The 19,935-nt window shown below is 46.3% G+C and carries 24 protein-coding genes; 7 read left to right on the forward strand and 17 right to left on the reverse strand.

Annotated elements, in window-relative coordinates; translation table 11 throughout:
- Positions 1–263 precede the first annotated feature (263 nt).
- From N288_RS15290 to N288_RS15300, 3 genes are all read right to left on the reverse strand, one after another.
- Positions 264–746, reverse strand: a complete 483-nt coding sequence (locus tag N288_RS15290) for a glutathione peroxidase (RefSeq protein WP_022544104.1) — start codon at positions 744–746, stop codon at positions 264–266.
- Between the two features lie 62 nt (positions 747–808).
- Positions 809–1,333 (reverse strand): hypothetical protein, encoded by a 525-nt coding sequence (locus tag N288_RS15295; RefSeq protein WP_022544105.1) that lies wholly within the window; start codon positions 1,331–1,333, stop codon positions 809–811.
- A 14-nt stretch (positions 1,334–1,347) separates the two neighbouring features.
- The gene (locus N288_RS15300) at positions 1,348–3,036 is read right to left on the reverse strand and encodes a formate--tetrahydrofolate ligase (RefSeq protein WP_009791606.1); all 1,689 of its coding nucleotides are present in this window, start codon (positions 3,034–3,036) and stop codon (positions 1,348–1,350) included.
- A gap of 163 nt (positions 3,037–3,199) precedes the next feature.
- Here N288_RS15300 and metA point away from each other — a divergent pair, with 163 nt between their 5' ends.
- A complete protein-coding gene (gene metA / locus N288_RS15305) occupies positions 3,200–4,105 on the forward strand; it encodes a homoserine O-acetyltransferase MetA (protein WP_009791607.1) in 906 nt (301 codons plus the stop codon).
- A 71-nt stretch (positions 4,106–4,176) separates the two neighbouring features.
- Here the strand turns inward: metA and N288_RS15310 are convergent, their stop codons facing one another.
- Entirely contained in the window at positions 4,177–4,869 is a 693-nt protein-coding gene (locus tag N288_RS15310; protein ID WP_009791608.1) for an AIM24 family protein, read from the reverse strand.
- 15 nt (positions 4,870–4,884) lie between these two features.
- Complete coding sequence (locus N288_RS15315; RefSeq protein WP_009791609.1) at positions 4,885–5,565, reverse strand: class I SAM-dependent methyltransferase; 681 nt, start codon at positions 5,563–5,565, stop codon at positions 4,885–4,887.
- 114 nt (positions 5,566–5,679) lie between these two features.
- Between N288_RS15315 and N288_RS15320 the strand changes: the two genes are divergently transcribed.
- Complete coding sequence (locus N288_RS15320) at positions 5,680–5,889, forward strand: manganese transport transcriptional regulator (RefSeq protein WP_009791610.1); 210 nt, start codon at positions 5,680–5,682, stop codon at positions 5,887–5,889.
- Between the two features lie 366 nt (positions 5,890–6,255).
- Here the strand turns inward: N288_RS15320 and mntR are convergent, their stop codons facing one another.
- The 8 genes from mntR to N288_RS15360 form a co-directional block, all read right to left on the reverse strand.
- Positions 6,256–6,684: a transcriptional regulator MntR gene (mntR, locus tag N288_RS15325; protein ID WP_009791612.1), complete on the reverse strand. Its 429-nt coding sequence runs from the start codon at positions 6,682–6,684 to the stop codon at positions 6,256–6,258.
- Positions 6,685–6,922: 238 nt separating this feature from the next.
- The gene (locus tag N288_RS15330; protein WP_022544106.1) at positions 6,923–9,112 is read right to left on the reverse strand and encodes a DNA topoisomerase III; all 2,190 of its coding nucleotides are present in this window, start codon (positions 9,110–9,112) and stop codon (positions 6,923–6,925) included.
- A 326-nt stretch (positions 9,113–9,438) separates the two neighbouring features.
- Complete coding sequence (locus N288_RS15335; RefSeq protein WP_009791615.1) at positions 9,439–10,320, reverse strand: metal ABC transporter permease; 882 nt, start codon at positions 10,318–10,320, stop codon at positions 9,439–9,441.
- On the reverse strand, positions 10,317–11,630 hold the full coding sequence (locus N288_RS15340) for a metal ABC transporter permease (protein WP_022544107.1): 1,314 nt from the start codon (positions 11,628–11,630) through the stop codon (positions 10,317–10,319). The genes N288_RS15335 and N288_RS15340 overlap by 4 nt, the downstream gene beginning before the upstream one ends.
- Before the next feature lie 10 nt (positions 11,631–11,640).
- Positions 11,641–12,390, reverse strand: coding sequence for a metal ABC transporter ATP-binding protein (locus tag N288_RS15345; RefSeq protein ID WP_009791617.1), 750 nt, complete (start codon positions 12,388–12,390; stop codon positions 11,641–11,643).
- Between the two features lie 11 nt (positions 12,391–12,401).
- Positions 12,402–13,325, reverse strand: a complete 924-nt coding sequence (locus tag N288_RS15350; RefSeq protein ID WP_022544108.1) for a metal ABC transporter solute-binding protein, Zn/Mn family — start codon at positions 13,323–13,325, stop codon at positions 12,402–12,404.
- Positions 13,326–13,522: 197 nt separating this feature from the next.
- Positions 13,523–13,810, reverse strand: a complete 288-nt coding sequence (locus N288_RS15355; protein ID WP_009791745.1) for a hypothetical protein — start codon at positions 13,808–13,810, stop codon at positions 13,523–13,525.
- Between the two features lie 111 nt (positions 13,811–13,921).
- On the reverse strand, positions 13,922–14,899 hold the full coding sequence (locus N288_RS15360) for an HD-GYP domain-containing protein (RefSeq protein ID WP_009791747.1): 978 nt from the start codon (positions 14,897–14,899) through the stop codon (positions 13,922–13,924).
- A 290-nt stretch (positions 14,900–15,189) separates the two neighbouring features.
- Here N288_RS15360 and cspD point away from each other — a divergent pair, with 290 nt between their 5' ends.
- Complete coding sequence (cspD, locus tag N288_RS15365) at positions 15,190–15,390, forward strand: cold-shock protein CspD (protein ID WP_009791749.1); 201 nt, start codon at positions 15,190–15,192, stop codon at positions 15,388–15,390.
- A 101-nt stretch (positions 15,391–15,491) separates the two neighbouring features.
- Here cspD and N288_RS24765 read toward each other — a convergent pair whose 3' ends face one another.
- Together N288_RS24765 and N288_RS15370 are read right to left on the reverse strand one after the other, a co-directional pair.
- Entirely contained in the window at positions 15,492–15,668 is a 177-nt protein-coding gene (locus tag N288_RS24765; protein ID WP_009791750.1) for a zinc-finger domain-containing protein, read from the reverse strand.
- A gap of 42 nt (positions 15,669–15,710) precedes the next feature.
- Positions 15,711–16,367 (reverse strand): ribonuclease H family protein, encoded by a 657-nt coding sequence (locus N288_RS15370; protein WP_022544110.1) that lies wholly within the window; start codon positions 16,365–16,367, stop codon positions 15,711–15,713.
- Positions 16,368–16,561: 194 nt separating this feature from the next.
- Between N288_RS15370 and N288_RS15375 the strand changes: the two genes are divergently transcribed.
- The 3 genes from N288_RS15375 (at position 16,562) to N288_RS15385 (ending at position 18,730) form a co-directional block, all read left to right on the forward strand.
- Complete coding sequence (locus N288_RS15375) at positions 16,562–17,263, forward strand: queuosine precursor transporter (RefSeq protein ID WP_009791196.1); 702 nt, start codon at positions 16,562–16,564, stop codon at positions 17,261–17,263.
- A gap of 139 nt (positions 17,264–17,402) precedes the next feature.
- On the forward strand, positions 17,403–17,810 hold the full coding sequence (locus tag N288_RS15380) for a reverse transcriptase-like protein (RefSeq protein ID WP_009791197.1): 408 nt from the start codon (positions 17,403–17,405) through the stop codon (positions 17,808–17,810).
- Positions 17,807–18,730: a DMT family transporter gene (locus N288_RS15385; protein WP_009791198.1), complete on the forward strand. Its 924-nt coding sequence runs from the start codon at positions 17,807–17,809 to the stop codon at positions 18,728–18,730. The genes N288_RS15380 and N288_RS15385 overlap by 4 nt, the downstream gene beginning before the upstream one ends.
- A gap of 146 nt (positions 18,731–18,876) precedes the next feature.
- Here the strand turns inward: N288_RS15385 and N288_RS15390 are convergent, their stop codons facing one another.
- Both N288_RS15390 and N288_RS15395 read right to left on the reverse strand, forming a co-directional pair.
- The gene (locus N288_RS15390; RefSeq protein WP_009791199.1) at positions 18,877–19,146 is read right to left on the reverse strand and encodes a DUF6123 family protein; all 270 of its coding nucleotides are present in this window, start codon (positions 19,144–19,146) and stop codon (positions 18,877–18,879) included.
- 29 nt (positions 19,147–19,175) lie between these two features.
- On the reverse strand, positions 19,176–19,673 hold the full coding sequence (locus tag N288_RS15395) for a divergent PAP2 family protein (RefSeq protein WP_009791200.1): 498 nt from the start codon (positions 19,671–19,673) through the stop codon (positions 19,176–19,178).
- 118 nt (positions 19,674–19,791) lie between these two features.
- On the opposite strand from N288_RS15395, the gene sspL reads away from it, so the two are divergent.
- Entirely contained in the window at positions 19,792–19,929 is a 138-nt protein-coding gene (gene sspL / locus N288_RS15400; protein WP_022544111.1) for a small, acid-soluble spore protein L, read from the forward strand.
- The last annotated feature ends 6 nt before the right edge of the window (positions 19,930–19,935 follow it).

Here is a 19,935-nt window from a genome sequence, read left to right on the forward strand (position 1 = left end):
TTCTTAACTACGTGCCTTCCATCTTATCGGTGCATTGAATTTGTATTTTTCCTGCTTTGTCCATCTTTATTTCCTCCTTCGATCAGGGCAGTTATTTGCCTTGTTCCCCCTTGGTGGAACATTTTGGCACGCCCATTCTTATCGTATTAGGTTAAAGAATCAAAGTAAAGACAATTCTAAATTTTTAAAACAGAAAAAATGGCAGGCAAAAAGGCCCTGCCAAAGCAGAGCCTTTTGTTACATCCAGTTTAGGACCGAATGCATTATCTTGCCAATTCTTCTTTAATATCGCCGAGGATTTCTTTGGGATTTGTATTGGGAGAATACCGCTTGACGACTTCTCCTTTTTTGTTCACAAGGAATTTGGTGAAATTCCATTTGACAGCCTTCATGCCAAGCATGCCAGGCGCTTCTTCTGTTAAATATTGAAAAATAGGGTCGGCATTTTTCCCGTTCACATCCACCTTCGCGAACATAGGGAAGGACACCCCATAGTTCAGCTGGCAGAACTGCTGGATTTCTTCGTTGCTGCCCGGATCCTGATTCATGAATTGATTGCAGGGGAATCCGAGAATTTCAAGACCTTCCCTGTGGAGCTGTTCATAGATTTCCTGCAGCTCCTTGAACTGTGGTGTAAAGCCGCATTTGCTGGCTGTATTGACAATGAGGAGCACATCCCCCTCAAACTCCCTCAGCGGGACATCCGAGCCATCTGCTTTCATTGCATTAAATTGATATATAGACATCATCGCACCTCCTGCTATTATCGTAATCACGATCAGTCTATAATGCCAGTTTAAACTCTTGGTTAAAAAAGCACATCCTCAAGCTTCCTCAGGCATTCGGCCATATGATCGGACAGAAGGGCAAGATCATCAATCTGGTCTTCATAAATGAGTCTGCCAAAAGTGATTTCCGTTATATTCTGCACAGTGTCCGGCTTGCGTAATGGATCATAGGAAACTGTTTGGGTGATGCTTCTATTTTCTCCCCAAATGGCCTTCATGAGCCTGTCGATCCCGGCTGTCTGTTCCGGCTCATTCTTTTGGCTGAAGGAAAATCGGATGCTGATCATGCAGCCTGAGAGCTTTTCAGACAGGAGGGCGGGATGCAGCTCAGCCGCCAGATTTTCGAGCGCCGCTTGCATGATGAAGGTGCATGAAGCTTTGACAGATTCCCTGTCCTGAAAAGTGATTTCAAATGTCCTCGAAAGCTTGGCGGTATTAATCAGCTCGTTGCGGTCAATTATGCTGATTTGACCGGCAAGGTCCTTATCATACAGAAGGCCTTCCATGACGATCTTCATATTTTCATACGCAGTAGGGTCAAACAAGCTGAACACCCCTTTTAAAATAGACCAACAGCATTTCCGTTCTCATCCACATCCATTTTCAAAGCAGCAGGCGATTTCGGAAGCCCCGGCATTGTCATGACATCTCCTGTAAGGGCTACGATGAAACCTGCCCCGATTGAAGGCTTCAGCTCGCGGACTGTCACAGTGAATCCTTCAGGCCTGCCCAGCTTTGCAGGGTCATCTGACAGCGAATACTGGGTTTTGGCCATGCACACCGGAAGGCTTCCCCAGCCAAAGGTCTCAAAATCAGCAAGCTGCTTTTTAGCTTTGCCCGCAAATTCTACATCGGCTCCCCCGTATACTTTCTGGACGATAGTCCTGATTTTCTCTTCAAGCGGATCTGACAGGCTGTATAACGGAGCAAAACTGCTTTCCTTTTTATCAATAAGCTTCAGGACAGTTTCTGCCAATGCAAGTCCGCCTTCCCCGCCTTTTTCCCATACTTCTGTAAGGGCAGCAGGGAAGCCTTCTTTCTCGCAGAGTCCAAGCAGTGTGCTCACTTCCAGATCTGTATCAGTTACAAATTTATTTATGGCAACAGTGAACGGAAGGCCAAAGCTCTTAATCGTTTCAGCGTGCTTCTTCAGATTGGCGAATCCTTCTGCCAATGCAGCGGCATTTTCCTCTGCAAGATCTGTTTTCTTTACTCCGCCATGCATCTTAAGCGCCCTGATTGTGGCCACGATCACCACTGCTTCAGGCTGGATGTCAGCATTTCTTGTTTTAATATGAAGGAATTTCTCTGCTCCAAGATCTGCACCGAACCCGGCCTCTGTAACCACATAATCGGCCAGCTTTGAGGCAGCTGTTGTCGCGGCAGCGCTGTTGCAGCCATGGGCGATATTGGCAAATGGCCCTCCATGCACCAAAGCTGGTGTATGTTCAATCGTCTGGACCAGATTCGGCTTAATCGCATCCTTTAAAAGCAGGGCAAGCGCGCCTTCTGCACCTAAATCTCCGGCTGTTACAGGTTCCTTTTGATCATTATAGGCGATGACCATCCTGGAAAGCCTCAGCTTCAAATCTGCCAGATCGGATGCCAGACATAAAACGGCCATGATTTCCGAGGCGACCGTAATATCAAACCCATCTTCCCTTGGCACTCCCTGCATAGGGCCGCCAAGACCGACGATCACCTTTCTCAGGGCCCGGTCATTCAGATCGACTGCCCGCTTCCAGACAATCCTCCGCTGGTCGATACCCAGTTCATTTCCCTGCTGCAGATGGTTATCAATCAAGGCAGAGAGCGCATTATTTGCTGAAGTAATAGCATGCAGGTCCCCCGTGAAATGAACATTGATATCCTCCATAGGCAGTACCTGTGCATATCCGCCGCCGGTGGCGCCCCCTTTGATTCCCATCGTTGGGCCAAGTGAAGGTTCACGCATCGCTATCACGGTTTTCTTCCCGAGTCTTGTCAGGGCATCACCAAGACCGACAGTCACTGTAGACTTCCCTTCTCCTGCAGGAGTTGGATTGATGGCTGTAACCAGAATGACTTTTCCAGACTCTTTTGTCTGCAGCTTTTTCATGGCCTCATATGAGAGCTTGGCCTTGTGCTTCCCGTAAAGCTCTAAATCATCTTCTTCCAGCCCGATTCCGGCTGCAATTTCTTTGATCGGTTTCAGTTCTGATTCCTGTGCGATTTCGATATCTGACTTTACCTTTGGTTTCACGTTCATTCTTGTCCCCCCGAAATATGCAAAGTTTCCTTCTATATTGTACCACCGCGTCCAATAATAAGTGATAGAATTTTAAATAATGAATCTTTTGCCCGGCATTGCCTGATCATGCCGTTTGCTTTTATAATTAGATAATTGAATATTCAAACAAGGAGGAAGGCCCGTGCCCATTTGTATTCCGCCTCTGCTGCCTGCCCGTGAGATCCTGGAGAAAGAAAATATCTTTGTCATGGATGACAGCCGGGCAAGGCAGCAGGACATCCGTCCGCTTAATATCATCATCCTGAATCTCATGCCTGAAAAAGAAAAAACAGAAGCACAGCTTTTGAGGCTTCTTGGCAACACACCGCTCCAGGTAAATATTTCGTTCCTTAAAACAGCGACACATGAATCAAAAAATACAAGTGAACTGCATCTTGAGCAGTTTTATACCACTTTTCAAGAGATCAGGCATCATAAATTCGATGGGATGATCATAACCGGGGCTCCGATTGAAATGCTGGATTTCGAGGAAGTCGATTATTGGGAAGAACTGACTGGGATCATGGATTGGGCGAAAGAGAATGTGACCTCCAGCATGCATATTTGCTGGGGCGCCCAGGCTGCGCTTTATCATTATTATGGGATCGGCAAGGAGATCCTTTCGCGGAAATGCTCCGGGGTATACGCCCATACCGTTTGCGACCCTTCCATAAAGCTGCTGAGAGGATTTGATGACCATTTCCTTGCTCCTCATTCAAGGAATACAGACGTTTCGATTGCAAAAATAAACGAGCATCCTTCCCTGAAGCTTCTGTCTTTATCAGAAGAGGCCGGCGCATTCATCATCAGTTCAAAGGACGGCAGAAGAATTATGGTCACCGGCCATCTGGAATATGAGGCACTCACACTGGCTGATGAGTATGAAAGGGACAAAGCAAGGGGGCTTGTGCCAGACCTGCCATTGCACTATTTCCCTGAAGACAACCCTATGCTGCCTCCAAAGAACAGATGGAGGTCTCACGCGCATCTGCTTTTTTCAAACTGGCTGAACTATTATGTATACCAGGAAACTCCATATGAATGGTAACGCCCTGTCTTCTGAAAGAATGGCAAAATGGCTGCACTCTTAGAGGCAGCCATTTCATTTCATCCATTCAATCAGCTTTGCTGGCTATAGTAGACTTCCTCAAACGGCTGCACTACAACAAAACCGTTGCCCGAGAATTTCATTTGGATTGATTCCCCGCTTCCTCTTCCAAGGAAGGTCTTAAAGGATATATCAGTCACAAACTCCGGCTGAAGGCTGCCTGACCAGGCTACTGTAGCATTTGGATCTGTGTACACTGGATTATCCGGTGTGACCAGCAGTGTCAGCGGCTCATAATGGGAAGTGATGGCGACCATGCCGCGCCCTTCAAGGCGGACATTGAAGAGCCCGCCTGCCATCATGCCGGCGATCCTTTTCATCAGCTTGATATCCCAGCTGATGCCGGGTTCGAATGCCAGCAAGTCATTTCCGTTCACAAAAATCGCTTCACCGCCAAGGTTAAGGATTGATATCTTTTTCCCCTGGTCTGCCAGATAGAGTTTGCCATTCCCTGTCGCTTTCATCAGTGACGTCCCTTCCCCTGTCAGCGCCTTTTTGAACATTTTCCCGAGACCGTGCTCCAGGATCCCTTCTCTTTCAAACTTTATGTTTCCCCTGTAGGAAACCATGGCACCGGTTTTTGCCCAGATCTGATTTGTCAGGTTGATCTCAAGCATCCTTGGTGTTTCAAGCTCAAACAGGCCTTCTCCTTTATCCTGCTGTTTTGTCTGGCTGACGAATTCTTCGATTGAATATCTGCTCATCCCTACTACCTCCTCTTATTTATCATTTTTGATCATGAATACCCACATAAACGATAATGCCTGCTGCAATTCTTCTGTTAAGGAGCCTTTGGAAATCAGTTCTGCACTCCTTTTATAAACACCGAACCCGGCTGTCCTGCTCCATCCGTTTTCAGCAGCTAGCCTTTCGAACTCCCATGGCATCATTGTATTGCAGACAGCTTTCTTGCCGTAAAGCCTTTCATAGCTGTTTTCCCGCGGCTTCGCAGTGGGGCCTAAAATGCCGACGCATCCAAATCCTCCCGGCCTGACCACCCTCTGCATTTCCCTGAGGACTGCAAGTGGGCTCTCAGTCCACTCAAGGGAATTGATCGCAAGCACTGCATCAAAGGCATGATCAGGAACATCCAAAGATGCAATATCAGATTTAATAAATCTTGCATCATTTCCTTCATTCACCTTAATGGCTTTATGTATCATTTCCTCTGAAACATCTGCCCCTGTTACTTTATAGCCGGCATTTGCGAGTTTCAGTGTGCCAAAGCCATCTCCGCATCCAAGGTCACAGACTGCAGAACCTGCAGGGACATGCTGATTGAAGAAGCCTGCAATTTCCTTCCGGCTGCCTGATTCCCACATTTCCCTGCTCTGCCGGCTCCATGAGCCGGATTTCTCATCCCAAAGCCTTTCTGCTTCAGAGGCCCAATTAAATTCCATCCTGATGATCCCTCACTTTTATTACGGATATATTCTAAAAAAGTTTCATTCTTGTATTTCTATAAGGGCAGCTGGTAATCCTTTGTACTAAGGAAATTAAAGGAGGGGCTTTACATGCAGCCGGAAAAATTAATTGCTGTCCAAAGAAACCACCTGGGAGAGATTATGTCTTTCCAGACCTCGGGAGGGCGGATCATATCGTTCAGAAAAGCAATGATGGAAGCAGAAGAAGGACTCATCGAGCTTGCAGAGGCGGAACACAGCCTGATGGAAAACAATGTTAACACGGTGAATCTGTTAGAGGATTTTCCGAGCTTTGGGTAAGGGTATAAACGAGGCTTAATAACCGTTAAGGTAAAATTAAGAAATATTCGTATTCATCTATGCCTTTGGCAAAAGAAATAAGAAAGTTTCATGAAGTATGCCTTTCAAATGTAGTCTGTTGATTTGCGTTCCAGGCACTTCGCTTTCCGCGGGGCGGCGCTGAGCCTCCTCGTCGTACCTCCTGCGGGGTCTCAGCTCTGCCGCTGCAATCCCGCAGGAGTCTACGTGCCTGGAACGAAGATCAACAGGGCTCAAATAATTAAATGGCAGTTCTTTATTACCACCACCCCTTCGATCCCTTTTAAAAATGTGATAATAAATAGCGGCAAGGCATCCTTTAACGCCTTACCGCTTTTTATTCTGTCTTCATCCTTCAGTCTGCTCATTTTTCCTGGCGATTTCGCGGAGAGAATCCACTCTCCCCTGATCTTCTTCAAAGAACTGGACTAGGTCACCCACCCGGTCAATCGCATCCCAGCTTAAATGATGCTCTATGCCTTCCACATCTTCATAAATATTCTCTTCCTTCACGCCAATGATCCTTAACAGCTGTTCGAGAAGTTCATGGCGGTATACAAGCCTTTTGCCGATCTTTTTGCCTTTTGGAGTCAGGATCAGCCCTCTGTATTTTTCATAAACAAGATATTCGTCTTTATCCAGCTTCTGCACCATCTTAGTAACTGAAGAAGGATGGACTGACAAAGCTTCGGCGATATCGGATACACGTGCATAACCTTTATCTTCTATCAGTATGTATATTTGTTCTATATAATCTTCCATGCTTGGAGTAGGCATCCGATAACCTCCTAAGTATTAAAACCAGCTTCTTGCCGGACAGAAATATACATCCGGTTTCAGCTTTACTGCTGTTTCCTGTTAAATAATGTCACCGGCCCATTGCTTTCCTGCAAACAGAAAGCTCCACCATGCAGCCCCGTAAAAATTGTCCAATAAAAATTTTACTATAGATGGGGAGGACAAACAAGTCAGGCAAGCGAAACACCAGGGAGAAGCTTGTGCCCCTCCCCTGCATTTATTGCTGCTTTATGCTGTTTTCAAAGACGAAGTTAAGCCTGCCTTCTCCCCATTCTAGCCTGGCCTGAAATTCCTTTTCGCCTTTTTTGAACCCTTTGATAAGATCTGTCTGCCCATCTTTCAAAAGCTTGCGGACATTTGCCTGGCTTATGGTCTTCCCAAGCACTTTTTTGGATATGGTGAAACGGCAGTCAGAGGCTTTATAATTCGCACAGCCATAAAAAGTCCCTTTGTCAACAACATCGCCGCCGCACAGCTTACATTTGCCGACCTTCGTGCCCGCACCGCCCCTTTTGCCTTTTTTCCCCGGCCTTCTATCCTTGAATTCCTCCAGGTCATATCCATCAAAGCTCCACTGGGAACTCTGTTCTGTCGCATCATTGATTAATTTAATTGACAGCTTCTTCGCCTGCTCCATAAATTCTTTTGGCGATGCTGCCCCCTCACCGATTTCATTCAGGCGCTGCTCCCATTTGGCGGTCATTTCAGGGGATCCAAGCACACTTTCGCCGATTGAATCGATCAAAAGCTTTCCCTTGTTCGTCGCATACACCTGGTTCTTGCGGACATCAATATACATCCGGTCCTTAAGAATGCCAATGATCCCGGCACGCGTCGCTTCAGTGCCAAGCCCTTCAGTCTGGTTCATCACTTTGACCAGGTCAGAATCCTCCAAATGCTTCCCGGCAGTTTTCATCAGGGTGATAAGCTGCCCCTCGGTATACCGCTTAGGCGGCTGCGTCTTGCTCTCTTTAACCTCTGTATCCTGTACAATCCCTCTTTCGCCGGATTCGAGGGACGGGAGATCCTGCTCATCTTCATCTTTAGCTGCACTCTTCTTGTTGCTGAACAGGACCTTCCTCCAGCCTTCCTGAATCATTTCCTTCCCTTTTGACAGGAAAGCAGCCCTCTCATCCGCCAATGTATGGATGGTTGTATAATCGAAGATGGCTTTTTCATAATGGGCGGCAATCAGCCTTTTTACAATCAGCTCATAAATCCTTGCTTCATCGGCACCCATTTTAGCCGGGTCGGCTGCCTGTTCTGTAGGAATGATGGCATAGTGGTCTGTCACTTTCTTTTCATTCACAAATCTTTTATTATCCAGTATGGATGAAACAGGAAGCGGGAAAAAAGCTTTAAAAGCATCCATTTTCGAAAGCTTTTCCAGTGTTTCAGGAAATGCCGCCGCCTCCTCTTTCGTGACAAAGCTTGAGTCAGAGCGAGGGTACGAAATAATTCCTTTCACATAAAGCTTTTGGGCGATTTCCAATGTTTTTTGCGGGGAATATTTGTAAAGTTTGTTTGCTTCAGCCTGCAGGGACGAGAGATTGAATAAATAAGGAGGCAGGAATTCCTTCCTCTCTTTATCGATTGATTCAATCCTGGCGTTCTTTCCTTCTGCAAACTGCTGGATTTTCCTGGCCATCCCTTCATTATCGAGACGGGAATTCCCATCTTTATGCCATTTCCCTTTATATGTCTTTCCTTCCATATTGAAAGTAGCCATGACTTCCCAGAAAGGCTCTGACTTAAAGTTCTCGATTTCTTTTTCTCTTTTTACAATCAGTGCAAGGGTCGGGGTCTGGACCCTTCCGGTAGAAAACACATCCTGGATCCCTTTTTGCTGGAGCAGCAGGGTGTATGCCCTCGAAGCATTCATGCCGACAAGCCAGTCGGCACATGCCCTGCTGAGCGCCTCATAATAAATATTTCTTGTCTTAGACTCATCAAGGAGATTGGCAAAGCCATTTGTTACAGATTTGGCGGTGAGCGATGAAATCCATAGCCGCTTCATCGGCTTTCTGCTGCCGCACTGAGTCAGAATGACTCGGATAATGGCTTCCCCTTCTCTTTCTGCATCACCGGCAATGATGATTTCATTGACTTCTTTATGGTGGACCAGTTCTTTGATGACTTTGAATTGCTTCCACTTTGACTTGGATACACGGTGCTTAAATTGCTCCGGAAGTATCGGCAGAGTGCTCAGTGACCACTTTTTCCATTTAGAATCATATTCCTCGGGAGGAACCAGTTCACATAAATGGCCAATGGCCCAAGTCATGAAAGCACCATCAGGGAACAGTTGGTTCGGAGCGATTTCCAGATAGCCTTCTTTTTTCTTAAATGAAAATGGGGCGGCAAGCTTCATTCCCTGATCAGGCTTCTCTGCAATAATCAGTTTCATATTCATTCTCCTTGCTCGGGACTGCGCAAGTCCGACTTGATTATTTTACTGCTAACCTCAATGGCAGCAGGGCCCGAAAAAAAGATTATACATGATTCCAGGCTGTTCAGGCACCCTTTAGCTCCTGTCAGATTGGGACCATGCATTTTTTTCAGAATTGAATAAATGGGGGGGTTCTATGGGAGATGGATGGCTTGAGGGTAGCTGCTGATGTACATATGGCTTGAGGCAGCAGAAAAAAGCGCCATTCCCGGCGCTTCTTCTATTATACTATTAAACTTTCTCTCTTTAAAGCTCCCTGCAAACCAAAAGACTAGAGAGTATGATCATTCTGCTGTACGGACCCGCAGGCTGTTCCGTTTTTTCATTATATACCCTTTAGTAGGCGAAAACAGGAAAACAAGGGCAAATAGTATTCCATTGGCAGCTGCCATGCTTCCGGATATCGAGGCATTCAGCCAGCTTGCAGCGAAATATCCGCCGACAGCGGCAGCCGCTCCGATCAATGCACTATAGATAAGCATGGTCCCAAGCCTGTCTGTCAGCAGGTATGCTGATGCTCCCGGTGCAATCAGCATAGCAACGACAAGGACTGCCCCGACGCTGTCAAAAGAAGCTACAGTTGTAATCGAAACCATTCCCATGAGCAGGTAATGGATGAACAGAACCGGAATCCCTATCGCTGCTGCCATCTGGGGATCAAAAGATGTAATTTTGAATTCCTTGTAGAATAATCCAATCAGCAGCAGATTAAACAGCAGGACACCCCCAAGCATCAGAAAGGCTTTCGGGACTTCTGGAAGCATTCCAATCCGGACGACATCCCAAGGGACAAAAGCAATCTCCCCCATCAATGCATGGTCGACATCCAGGTGGACATTTTCAGCAAAAAGCGAGACCAGGATTACTCCTACAGCAAACAGGAAGGTGAACACTACGCCGATTGAAGCATCCTCCTGAACGCCGCTGCTGTTAAAGGTCTGGACAAGGAAGGCCGTTGCCAGACCTGTTGCTGCTGCTCCAAGGAGCATGTAAAATCCGTTCATGCTCTGGCTGATCAGAAAAGCAAGGACGATTCCAAGGAGCACGGTATGGCTGATGGCATCGGCAAGCATGGAAAGCTTCCGCAATATCAGGAAGCATCCGGTGATGGCACAGGTGATTCCGGCCAGTGATCCTACTGCCAAAATCCATAATTCATAGCTCATAGATTCTCTCTCCTTTCTGGAAGGGGAAAAGGTGAAAGGACCGGCATCATATTATATTGCCAGAGCAGTTTCTCCGCTCTTTTGGCAAGCGGATCTGACGGTTTTACCATCAGCTTTTCAGCCAGCGCTTCCCTCTGGTCCTCATTAAATTCTTCACTGTGCATCAGGCAAAGTTCATTTATGCGTCCTTTCAGCGTCAGGATATAACCTTCGAGAACGCCTTTGTCCGTGAGCATCCATCCTCCTGGATCTTTTGCAATTAAATGCTCCTTGTACAGGTCGCTCATCAGCCTCATGGTATGTGATTTTGAGAAAGCGAGCTCATCGGAGATCCTGCTTTCAGCTATGATCATTTGTTCCTTCCCTGTCTCCCTGTAAGCAGATTCTGTCAGTTTGTACATTGCCCTAAGCACCTGGCTCCTCTTCGTCTTCCTGTTAAAGACGATTCTTTTGGCCAGCTTTGTCAGCAGTCCTCTCTGCGGGGCAGCCAGGACAGAGAACAGAAATAAGCCAGTAGCCGTAACAACAATGAACGGCCCAGTTGCAAGCCCCTGCCCCAGCGTGCTCAGAAGGGTTCCGGCCATTCCTGATAAGGCCCCGAATCCTCCTGAAATGATGACCATTTTCCCAAGTGACTCTGTCCAATACCTCGCAGCAACGCTTGGTGTGATCAGCATTGCAGCCATAAGGATTACGCCTACCGCCTGGATACCGATGACAACAGTGCCAGCCAGAAGGGTAAGAAACATAAAGTTCAGCCAGCCGGCAGGAAGTCCGAGCCCCCTCGCAAAATCAGGATCGAAGGTCAGGACCTTCAGCTCTTTAAAGAACAGCAAAGTCACCACGATGAGAACGGCAGAGGCACCTGCCATCAGCTTTACATCGCTCCCTACCATGGAAGCAGCCTGCCCGAAAATAAAGTCATCCAGCCCGCTCTTGTTGCCTGCAGGCGATTGGGATATCTTTGTCAGCAGGACAATCCCGAATCCGAAAAATACAGACAATACCAGGCAAATCGCGCTATCCTCTTTTAGAATTGAGCTGGAAGTGATGAATTGGATACAATAGGCGGCAAGCAGACCGGTAATTGCTGCTCCGATAAGGAGGGCAGGCAGAGATTTTTCACCTGTGAGCATAAAAGCAATGCATATCCCCGGCAATGCTGCATGTGCAACAGCATCCCCGATCAGGCTTTGCTTTCTCAGAAGGGCTATGCTTCCAAGCACTCCGCTTGCTGCACCCAGCAGCATTGTTCCAAACAGGACCCACTGTGTATTCGCGTTGCCCAGCATTTGCAATAGTTCATTCATATAAGACACCTCACTTTTGCTCGACCATCACTTGGCCCTTTTCCAGGAAGGCCAGCTTGCCGCCATATGTCTTGTGCAGGTTTTCCATTGTAAATGTTTTATCTGCCGGACCGTGGGCTATGGTTCTCATATTGAGCAGGATGACAGAATCAAAATATTCTTTTACAGTCTGCAGGTCGTGATGCACAACCAGCACCGTTTTCCCCTGGGCCTTCAATTCATTCAGCAGGCTGATGATTGCCCTTTCTGTAGCGGCATCCACCCCGACAAATGGTTCATCCATGAAATAGACGCTTGCATCCTGTGCAAGTGCCCTTGCAAGGAAGACCCTCTGCTGCTGTCCTCCTGACAGCTGGCTGATCTGCCTGTGCTGAAAAGCTTCCATGCCTACTTTGCGCAGGCATTCCCTTGCTGCTTCCACATCGGCTCTTTTGGGACGCTTGAACCAGCCGACATGGCCGTATCGCCCCATAAGGACAACATCAAGCGCATTCGTCGGGAAATCCCAGTCTACAGTACCCCTTTGCGGCACATACCCAACGAGCCTGTCTTTGGGCCGGTATTCTCTGCCGTATACTTTTATCTCCCCCGAAGCTCTCGGAATCAGCCCCAGTATGGCTTTAATAAGCGTAGATTTTCCGGCTCCATTCGGCCCGATTATTCCTACCAGGCTTCCTTCCCCGACCGAAAAGCTTACATCGCTCAGGACAGGCTTCTTCTGATATGCGACTGTCAGATTTTTTATTTCTACTGGATTCATGGCCTTTCCTCCTATTTCAGCGCTTTCGCGATGGTATCGACATTATGCCTATACATCCCCAGATAAGTTCCTTCCTCTGTCCCTTCCTCTCCCATTGCGTCAGAGAACAGCTCTCCTCCGATAGAAACGGTATGGCCTTTTTCCTTTGCTCCTTCTATGACCGCGTTGATGGATCTTTCCGAGATGCTCGATTCAACGAAAACTGCCTTTATATTACGCGTGACCAGTGTATCGACAAGGGCCTGAACATCGCCGAGTCCGTATTCGGCATCAGTGCTCAATCCCTGAAGGCCCATCACTTCCATATCGTATGCTCTTCCGAAATAGCCAAAAGCATCATGGGCTGTAACCAGCACACGCTGTTCTTCCGGAATCCCTGCCATTTCCTTGTCCGCAAATCGTTTTAATTCATCCATTTCTGCAAAATAGGCATCTGCATTTTCCCGGTAGTATTGTTCATTATCAGGATCTGCCTTAATCAGTCCTTCTTCTGCCTTTTTGAGAGCGGTTTTCCATAGATCGATATCGAACCATACGTGGGGATCATAGGCTTTGCTGCCGTCTGCAGCCAAAAGCTTCTCTGGTTCTATAGATTCAGCTATGGCGTATGTGGGTTTCTGTTCATTCATTTTCTCAAAGATATCAAGCATCTTTCCCTCCAGGTGCAGACCGCTGTAAAAAATGATATCCGCTTCCTGAAGCTTCTCCATATCACCCTGTGTTGCTTTATAAAGATGGGGGTCTGTGCCCGGCCCCATCAAACTGTGCACTTCCGCCTTATCCCCCGCTATTATTTTCACAGCATCGGCTATCTGCCCGATCGTTGTGGTGATATAAAGCTTCTTTCCATCCCCTTCACTTTCAGCGGTCTTCCCGGAGCATCCCCCCAGCACAATCAGACTAAAAGCAAAAGCTAACATCATCCATTTTTTCAATCCCGACACCTCTTCCTTCTGTTTTTCTTCATCCTCAGTCCTAAATTGTATGCACCTCTTTTAGCGATGTGCACACTTTTTAAACAGGACTATAAATTTTTAACTAAAACATAAAAGTTTCCTTTGGTAAACATTTTAACCTCAGTGTAAGATATGTCAATCTATTTAATAAAAAAAAATAAACCGGCTGCGCCGGTTTAGGGTTGATATGGCTTTATAGACAGATTGCACTGGGTATACCATCTTTCTTTTGGAATCACATGTGATACAGTAAGGATCAGGGACGGAATTTTCTCGAGAGTAAAAATGATCATGCCGATTTGTTCATCTATGATAGAAAAGGAATCGCCGTGAGAACTTTGCACAAAAGTTTTGCCCAGCTGTATGAGCGAACTGAAGATAGCCTGTTTGATTTCAGGATCCAGCTCGATATTCGGGGAAAATCTTAATATCCATTCCTCATTCCCTATCAAGAACCTGAACATCTTCTCACCTTTTTCTTTGTTTTTCAGCAGGCTGCACTTTATTCAGGATGCAGCCGGCTGTTTTATAATTTATGAGAAAAAGGGCTGAAAATGACAAGCAATCTCTCCTATTCATAATATCCGTTCGATTTGCAGCCCCCTGCTGTATCTTAAATCAATGAGGCGGTCTTCTGTCTGCACAAGTGCGGATAAAGGATCATATGGGTGAATCATCAGGATCCTGCCCTCTGACTGGTCTGTCAGCCTGACCCTAGAACCGGCCAGGCTGTTCATCAGGTTTTGGATAAAAATAAGCATAAAACCAGGTTCAAATGAACCGAAAGCGCCATCCTTCATCTTGCGCATGACCTGGTAAAATGGCAGGGCCTCATGGTAAATGCGGGCAGACGACATGGCATGAAAAACGTCTGCAATGGCTGTAATTTTTGCTAAATGCTCTATTTCCCTTCCTTTCAGGCCCAGCGGATATCCCCTTCCGTCTTCTCTTTCATGATGCTGCAGAACAATAAGGGCTGCTTTCGGGCTTACAGCATCCAAATCCCTGACCATTTCATATCCATAAACAGAATGAAGTTTCATTTCTTCATATTCTGATAGAGTAAGTTTTCCGGGTTTTGATAGAATTTCATCCGGAATCTTAATTTTACCGATATCGTGAAGGATGGATCCAAGAAGCAAATCCTCCATCAGTGCTCCGCCAATGCCAAGCCAGCGTCCGATCATCCCGGCTATCATACTGACACATACGGCATGGCTCGAGGTATATCTGTCTTTTCGGTCGAGCTGATGGAAAACATGGGACACTCCGGGAATATCAGCAAGTGTCCGGATGACAGGCAATATATCTTTTTTGATTGCAGTTATTCCAACACCCTTCCCTAGTCTTGCTCCAGCGAATATATCCTCCACCTGCCCCACCGCATGATCGATCAGCCCGGCAGTATCCTTCCCGCCTCCTCCATCGCTTATGCAGCCTGAAGCAAACGCAGGAGGTCCTGGCCTGTCTCTTTTCAGCTGGAAAAGGAGCCGATCGATTTCTGCTGAAGATAAAGGCTTCTCCCTGCCGGGTTCCTTAAAGGTTTTCACCATCTCACCCTGCCTCCAGAATTATTTTATAGCTTTAATTTTAACAAAAACAGGAAACGCCACCTATCATTTTTTGTCCTTTTTTTCATAAATACAAAAGATTCAAAAAATTTAAGAGATTTTTGTAAAAATTCTGCATTATTCCTTGACTGGAAATTTTCCTTCGTGTATATTATAGACATCATTTAACAGGATAATTTTTGAGTTTTCCAGAACTAGATAATTATTCTGCTAGTGATAATATTTATTTCGACACAATCTGTGTCTTGAAAGGCTTAGGAGGAAAAGTTCACATGCAAAACGGCAAAGTTAAATGGTTCAATAACGAAAAAGGTTTTGGTTTTATTGAAGTTGAAGGCGGAGACGATGTGTTCGTTCACTTCACTGCTATCCAAGGCGACGGCTTCAAGTCTTTGGAAGAAGGCCAGGAAGTTTCTTTTGAAATCGTTGAAGGAAACCGCGGACCTCAAGCAGCTAATGTTGTAAAACTTTAATCAGCACTTATAGATATTGGCCCATTGGAGACCAATTAAAAAAGGCTGGCATTTTGCCAGCCTTTTTTACATAGGTAAATGAAAGCGGCAGCAGACTGTTTCTAAGACAGTCTGCTGCCGCATTTTTTTATTTTTTCCCCGATCGTGCATTGAGTAATGCAAAATCGGTGAGCGAACCTCTTCCCTTTTTCTTCTTTGTGATACTTGTGGAGAAAGCAGCCTTTGCAGTACTGTTCCATAAGCTCTTCTGTTTCTTTATAGATATCCTTTCGTTCCAACTCTGTCCTTCCTTTCCTCTTCAGAAAACAATATTCCAGCTTTTATATAATCTGCATTCTGCTGTTGATCAGCTTTCCTTCCAGCGCCTGGCTGGCCAGCTTATCCGCTTCTTTATTCTCGGACCTCGGTATAGGCTCATATTTCGGCTCAAGGCCAAGTTTTTTTATTTTCTCTTCTATCCGGTCAAGCCATCTGTTCAAACTCTCTTCATAACAGGGCCATTCTCCTTCAAGCTGCTTAAGCACGACCTGTGAATCACCCAGGAAGCGGCATGTCATATGATGAGCTCCCATTTCTTCCAGCAGTGTAACAGCATAATGCATGGCAGCATATTCCGCTTCGTTATTTGTTTCCATTTCGCTGATTCTTTCATTTGCCCGGATGCGGAACTTCTTTTTTCCCTGCTTATAATAAATGACTGCTCCCAGTCCTGCCTGATAGGTATCTTTATTGAATCCGCCGTCAAAGTACACGGTTATGTCATGAGGCTCGGCTTCCACTTCGGCCAGCAGCTTCCTCATTTCCTTCAGTGACCAGCCGGTACCCATCTCATCGAAAAACTCAAGATCCAGGGCCTTTCCTCCCTTTTCGAGATCTCCGCCGAGTTCAAGCGCAGTTTCCCCGTCCATCCAGTCTGAGGTGAACCGGATTCCGTCTGTTCCTTTCAGCCTGTAAAGCCACTCTAACTTGTATTTCATAGTATCCGCCTTTCGCTTCAGTATCAAGTATTTGTTTAGCCTATTCCAGTTCGTGCACTAGTATCACAAAATTGCTAAAACTTTCACTTCTCCTGAGATGTGTCTTTCCTTCTATATTCACGCTATAATGGTCAAGGACAATTAAATATATGGCGGTTCGCAACTTCCCGCACTATCAAAACTAGGAGGATCTTATGTTTAACGAATGGTTTGGCTTCATTTTTGCTTTAGTTAATTTTGCTTTTGTCCTATTATTTTACCGCATTTTCGGCAAAACCGGACTTTTTGTCTGGATTGGCCTTTCTACTGTACTTGCCAATCTGCAGGTTATAAAAACAATTGAAATATTCGGTATGACCGCCACACTTGGAAATGCCATGTATGGCACCGCCTTCCTTGTTACGGACATCCTGAACGAAAAGTACGGTAAAGAAGAAGCGAAAAAGGCGGTCTGGCTTGGATTTTTGACACTTCTGTCCATGACAGTGATCATGCAGATGGTGCTGCTTTTCAAACCGCATGAAATCGATATGGCACAAGGTGCATTAAGCACGATTTTCTCGTTTCTTCCGCAAATAGCGCTGGGAAGCCTTGCTGCTTATCTTGCAAGCCAATTCCTGGATGTTTATATTTTTCAGTTCCTGAAAAGGAAATTCCCCAAAGACAATCAGTTTTGGATCAGGAATAACGGAAGTACGATCATCAGCCAGTTTATTGATACACTTGTTTTTACCGGGATTGCTTTTGCAGGGGTCTTTCCCTTCAATGAATGGATCCAGATATTCATTACAACTTACCTGCTGAAGTTCTTTGTTGCCATCCTGGATACGCCTTTTGGCTATCTTGCCAAGAAAATGCATAAAACAAATAAGGCGAATACATCCATCGACCAATAGAATGAAGAGAGTGCCTCGGCACTCTTTTTTTGCATTCACGGTGATAAGAAAGAACCATTTCTGTGATAAACTTACATATAGTGTTACCCGTTCTCATGCGGGATAAGCAAGTTTCATTCTTTTAAATGGAGGATTTGCGATGATCGAAGTATATATTGACGGTGCAAGCGCCGGCAACCCTGGACCAAGCGGCGCCGGAATTTTCATCAAGGCTGGAGGCACTGTTGAACGCCATAGCATACCGCTCGGTGAAATGAGCAATCATGAGGCAGAATATCACGCTTTTATCCACGCACTGGAGATTTGCCTGCAAAGTGGCTACAGGACCGTTTCTTTTCGGACAGATTCCCAGCTTGTGAATGCAGCAGTCGAGAAGGAATTCGTCAAGAACCCTCTTTACAGCAGTCTTCTGGAAAAAGCTCTGGGCCTCTCCAGGCAGTTAGACCTTTTCTTTATGAAATGGATTCCAAGCAGTGAGAATAAAACAGCGGATGAACTGGCCAGGAAAGCGGTCCGCGACAATGGGAAAGAAGGGACCGCTGAATGACACAGTCCCGATCCTTGGCAGATATCTGCCTTCTTCTGGTAGCACTCGTGTGGGGTGCGACCTTTGTGCTGGTCCAGAATGCCATTTCTTTTCTGGAGCCATTCACTTTCAATGCGGTGCGTTTTTTTATCGCCGGAATGCTCCTTGCCATGTGGCTCTTTATTTTTAAACGGGAACAGCTGGCCCGCCTCAATTGGAAGCTGGTATCCTCAGGCATCTTCATAGGCCTTTGGCTGTTTGCAGGATATGCCTTCCAGACAGCCGGCCTTCTTTATACAACTTCTTCAAAAGCAGGCTTTATTACGGGCTTAAGTGTCGTAATGGTCCCTTTATTGGCCTTTGCTCTGCTGAAAATTAAGCCAGGCGCCAACAGCGTCATCGGAGTGGCTGCTGCTGCGGCCGGCCTCTATCTGCTCGCCATGACAGATGCATCTTCCCTGAACAAAGGGGATATGCTGACATTTGTCTGTGCTGCAGGATTTGCCCTTCATATCATTTTCACCGGCAAATTCAGCAAACACCATCCGGCCCTGCTTTTGACGGTTGTTCAAATATTGACTGTGTCAGGTCTTGCAAGTGTTTCTGCTCTTTTATTCGAGGATTGGCAGTCAGCCCTGAATCCTGATATTATCCTCGAAGGAAATGTTGTTACGGCTTTGCTGGTGACTTCCATATTTGCTACCGCTCTCGCCTTTTTGGCGCAGACTGCTTTCCAGAAATTCACCACTCCCACAAGAGTGGCGCTTATCTTTGCAATGGAGCCTGTCTTTGCAGCGGCAGCCGGCTATCTCTGGGCAGGGGACCGCCTCACGATTTCGGCCCTTGCTGGATGCGGGCTGATTTTTGCGGGAATGGTCTATGCAGAGCTGCCTTCAAGGAAGGAAAAAAGGGAAGTGGCGCGCGAGCAAAAATCCGCTTAATATAGAAAACAGCAGAAAGCACGGCTGAATGCTGTGTAAAGAGACGATAAGGCCCTGGCACTTGCCAGGGCCTATATTTCTTTTTCAGCTGCACCAATTCAAACTGCAGGATAAAAAAGAGGAGAGGCACGGGCCTCCCCTCTGGCTTATATAGCCAAAAGCTCTTTTTGTTTGATGAAATGGAGCGCTTCTTTGCGGGTAGTGATCCCATTGGCCATCAGCATTTCCAGCAGGGACACATAAAAGCTCCCGTCAAAGGCTTTTTGTGCTTTTAGTGTTATTTCGATAGCGGCATTTGCCAGTTCATCCGATGCATTCGTATATTGCTTGCCAAAGTATACAAATCCTTTTGCGTCTTCACGGAATTGAAAGCCTTTGCTTTCAAGGTGAGTCAAATATTCTTCAACGGTTTTCAATATGCTGCAGCTCCCTGAATCTTGTCATCCTATCTTCTAAATTTTACCTTGAATTTCGACAATTTTCTATCTTTTTTTGAGAGCAGATAGCCTGCCGAACCGGTAAGGATTCCAAGCAGGGCGCCACCAAGCACTTCCTGTGGCTGATGCCCGAGCATTTCTTTAAGCTTTTTCGGTTTTTCTTCACTGAATTCCACTGCTTCATCTTTGTGGACTTTGTCCATCAGCTCTTCCATAGAGTTAACCTTCAAGGTCAGCTCGCCCGTTTGCCTCCTAATTCCCTGCGCATCATACATGACAATCAGGCCGAATACAAGAGACAGAGCAAAATCAATTGTCGGCAGCCCGCGTTTCAGGGCGATAAATGTAGTCAGGGAGGACACGCCTGCTGAATGGGAGCTCGGCATCCCGCCTGTCTGGAAAAACAAACCCGGCTTCCATTCCCTTTTCTTTAAAAAGTGGAGAGGTATTTTCATGCCCTGGGCAATGATGATGCTGAGCAGCGCTACAATGACTCCTTTATTCAATGGTCATCACCTCATTTTATATTGTGAAGATGAGGGGGTTTAAATATTCGTTTGGCAAATACTAAAGCTGCAGGTGCAATAATCAGCAGCTGCATCACTTTTCCGGAGGTGAATGCACGTGAGTAAAAACGGCCATGCCAACAGGGGGAAAAAAGCCCCTGGCGTCAATCCCCAAGGCTACGGACAGGATGCCGAGTTTGCTGAAGAGCCAAAAAGCAAGCTTGAGAATGCTGCAAAAAAGAAAAATACGAAATAACAGCAA

This window comes from Bacillus infantis NRRL B-14911, from assembly GCF_000473245.1.
Classification (GTDB): Bacteria; Bacillota; Bacilli; order Bacillales; family Cytobacillaceae; genus Bacillus_AB; species Bacillus_AB infantis.

Excerpts from the sequence above, each read along its gene's own strand:
- N288_RS15290 (WP_022544104.1), bottom strand. The coding sequence starts at position 746 with ATGTCTATATATCAATTTAATGCAATGAAAGCAGATGGCTCGGATGTC.
- N288_RS15300 (WP_009791606.1), bottom strand. The coding sequence starts at position 3,036 with ATGAACGTGAAACCAAAGGTAAAGTCAGATATCGAAATCGCACAGGAA.
- N288_RS15310 (WP_009791608.1), bottom strand. The coding sequence starts at position 4,869 with ATGAGCAGATATTCAATCGAAGAATTCGTCAGCCAGACAAAACAGCAG.
- N288_RS15315 (WP_009791609.1), bottom strand. The coding sequence starts at position 5,565 with ATGGAATTTAATTGGGCCTCTGAAGCAGAAAGGCTTTGGGATGAGAAA.
- N288_RS15320 (WP_009791610.1), top strand. The coding sequence starts at position 5,680 with ATGCAGCCGGAAAAATTAATTGCTGTCCAAAGAAACCACCTGGGAGAG.
- mntR (WP_009791612.1), bottom strand. The coding sequence starts at position 6,684 with ATGCCTACTCCAAGCATGGAAGATTATATAGAACAAATATACATACTG.
- N288_RS15330 (WP_022544106.1), bottom strand. The coding sequence starts at position 9,112 with ATGAAACTGATTATTGCAGAGAAGCCTGATCAGGGAATGAAGCTTGCC.
- N288_RS15335 (WP_009791615.1), bottom strand. The coding sequence starts at position 10,320 with ATGAGCTATGAATTATGGATTTTGGCAGTAGGATCACTGGCCGGAATC.
- N288_RS15340 (WP_022544107.1), bottom strand. The coding sequence starts at position 11,630 with ATGAATGAACTATTGCAAATGCTGGGCAACGCGAATACACAGTGGGTC.
- N288_RS15345 (WP_009791617.1), bottom strand. The coding sequence starts at position 12,390 with ATGAATCCAGTAGAAATAAAAAATCTGACAGTCGCATATCAGAAGAAG.
- N288_RS15355 (WP_009791745.1), bottom strand. The coding sequence starts at position 13,810 with ATGTTCAGGTTCTTGATAGGGAATGAGGAATGGATATTAAGATTTTCC.
- N288_RS15360 (WP_009791747.1), bottom strand. The coding sequence starts at position 14,899 with ATGGTGAAAACCTTTAAGGAACCCGGCAGGGAGAAGCCTTTATCTTCA.
- cspD (WP_009791749.1), top strand. The coding sequence starts at position 15,190 with ATGCAAAACGGCAAAGTTAAATGGTTCAATAACGAAAAAGGTTTTGGT.
- N288_RS15370 (WP_022544110.1), bottom strand. The coding sequence starts at position 16,367 with ATGAAATACAAGTTAGAGTGGCTTTACAGGCTGAAAGGAACAGACGGA.
- N288_RS15375 (WP_009791196.1), top strand. The coding sequence starts at position 16,562 with ATGTTTAACGAATGGTTTGGCTTCATTTTTGCTTTAGTTAATTTTGCT.
- N288_RS15380 (WP_009791197.1), top strand. The coding sequence starts at position 17,403 with ATGATCGAAGTATATATTGACGGTGCAAGCGCCGGCAACCCTGGACCA.
- N288_RS15385 (WP_009791198.1), top strand. The coding sequence starts at position 17,807 with ATGACACAGTCCCGATCCTTGGCAGATATCTGCCTTCTTCTGGTAGCA.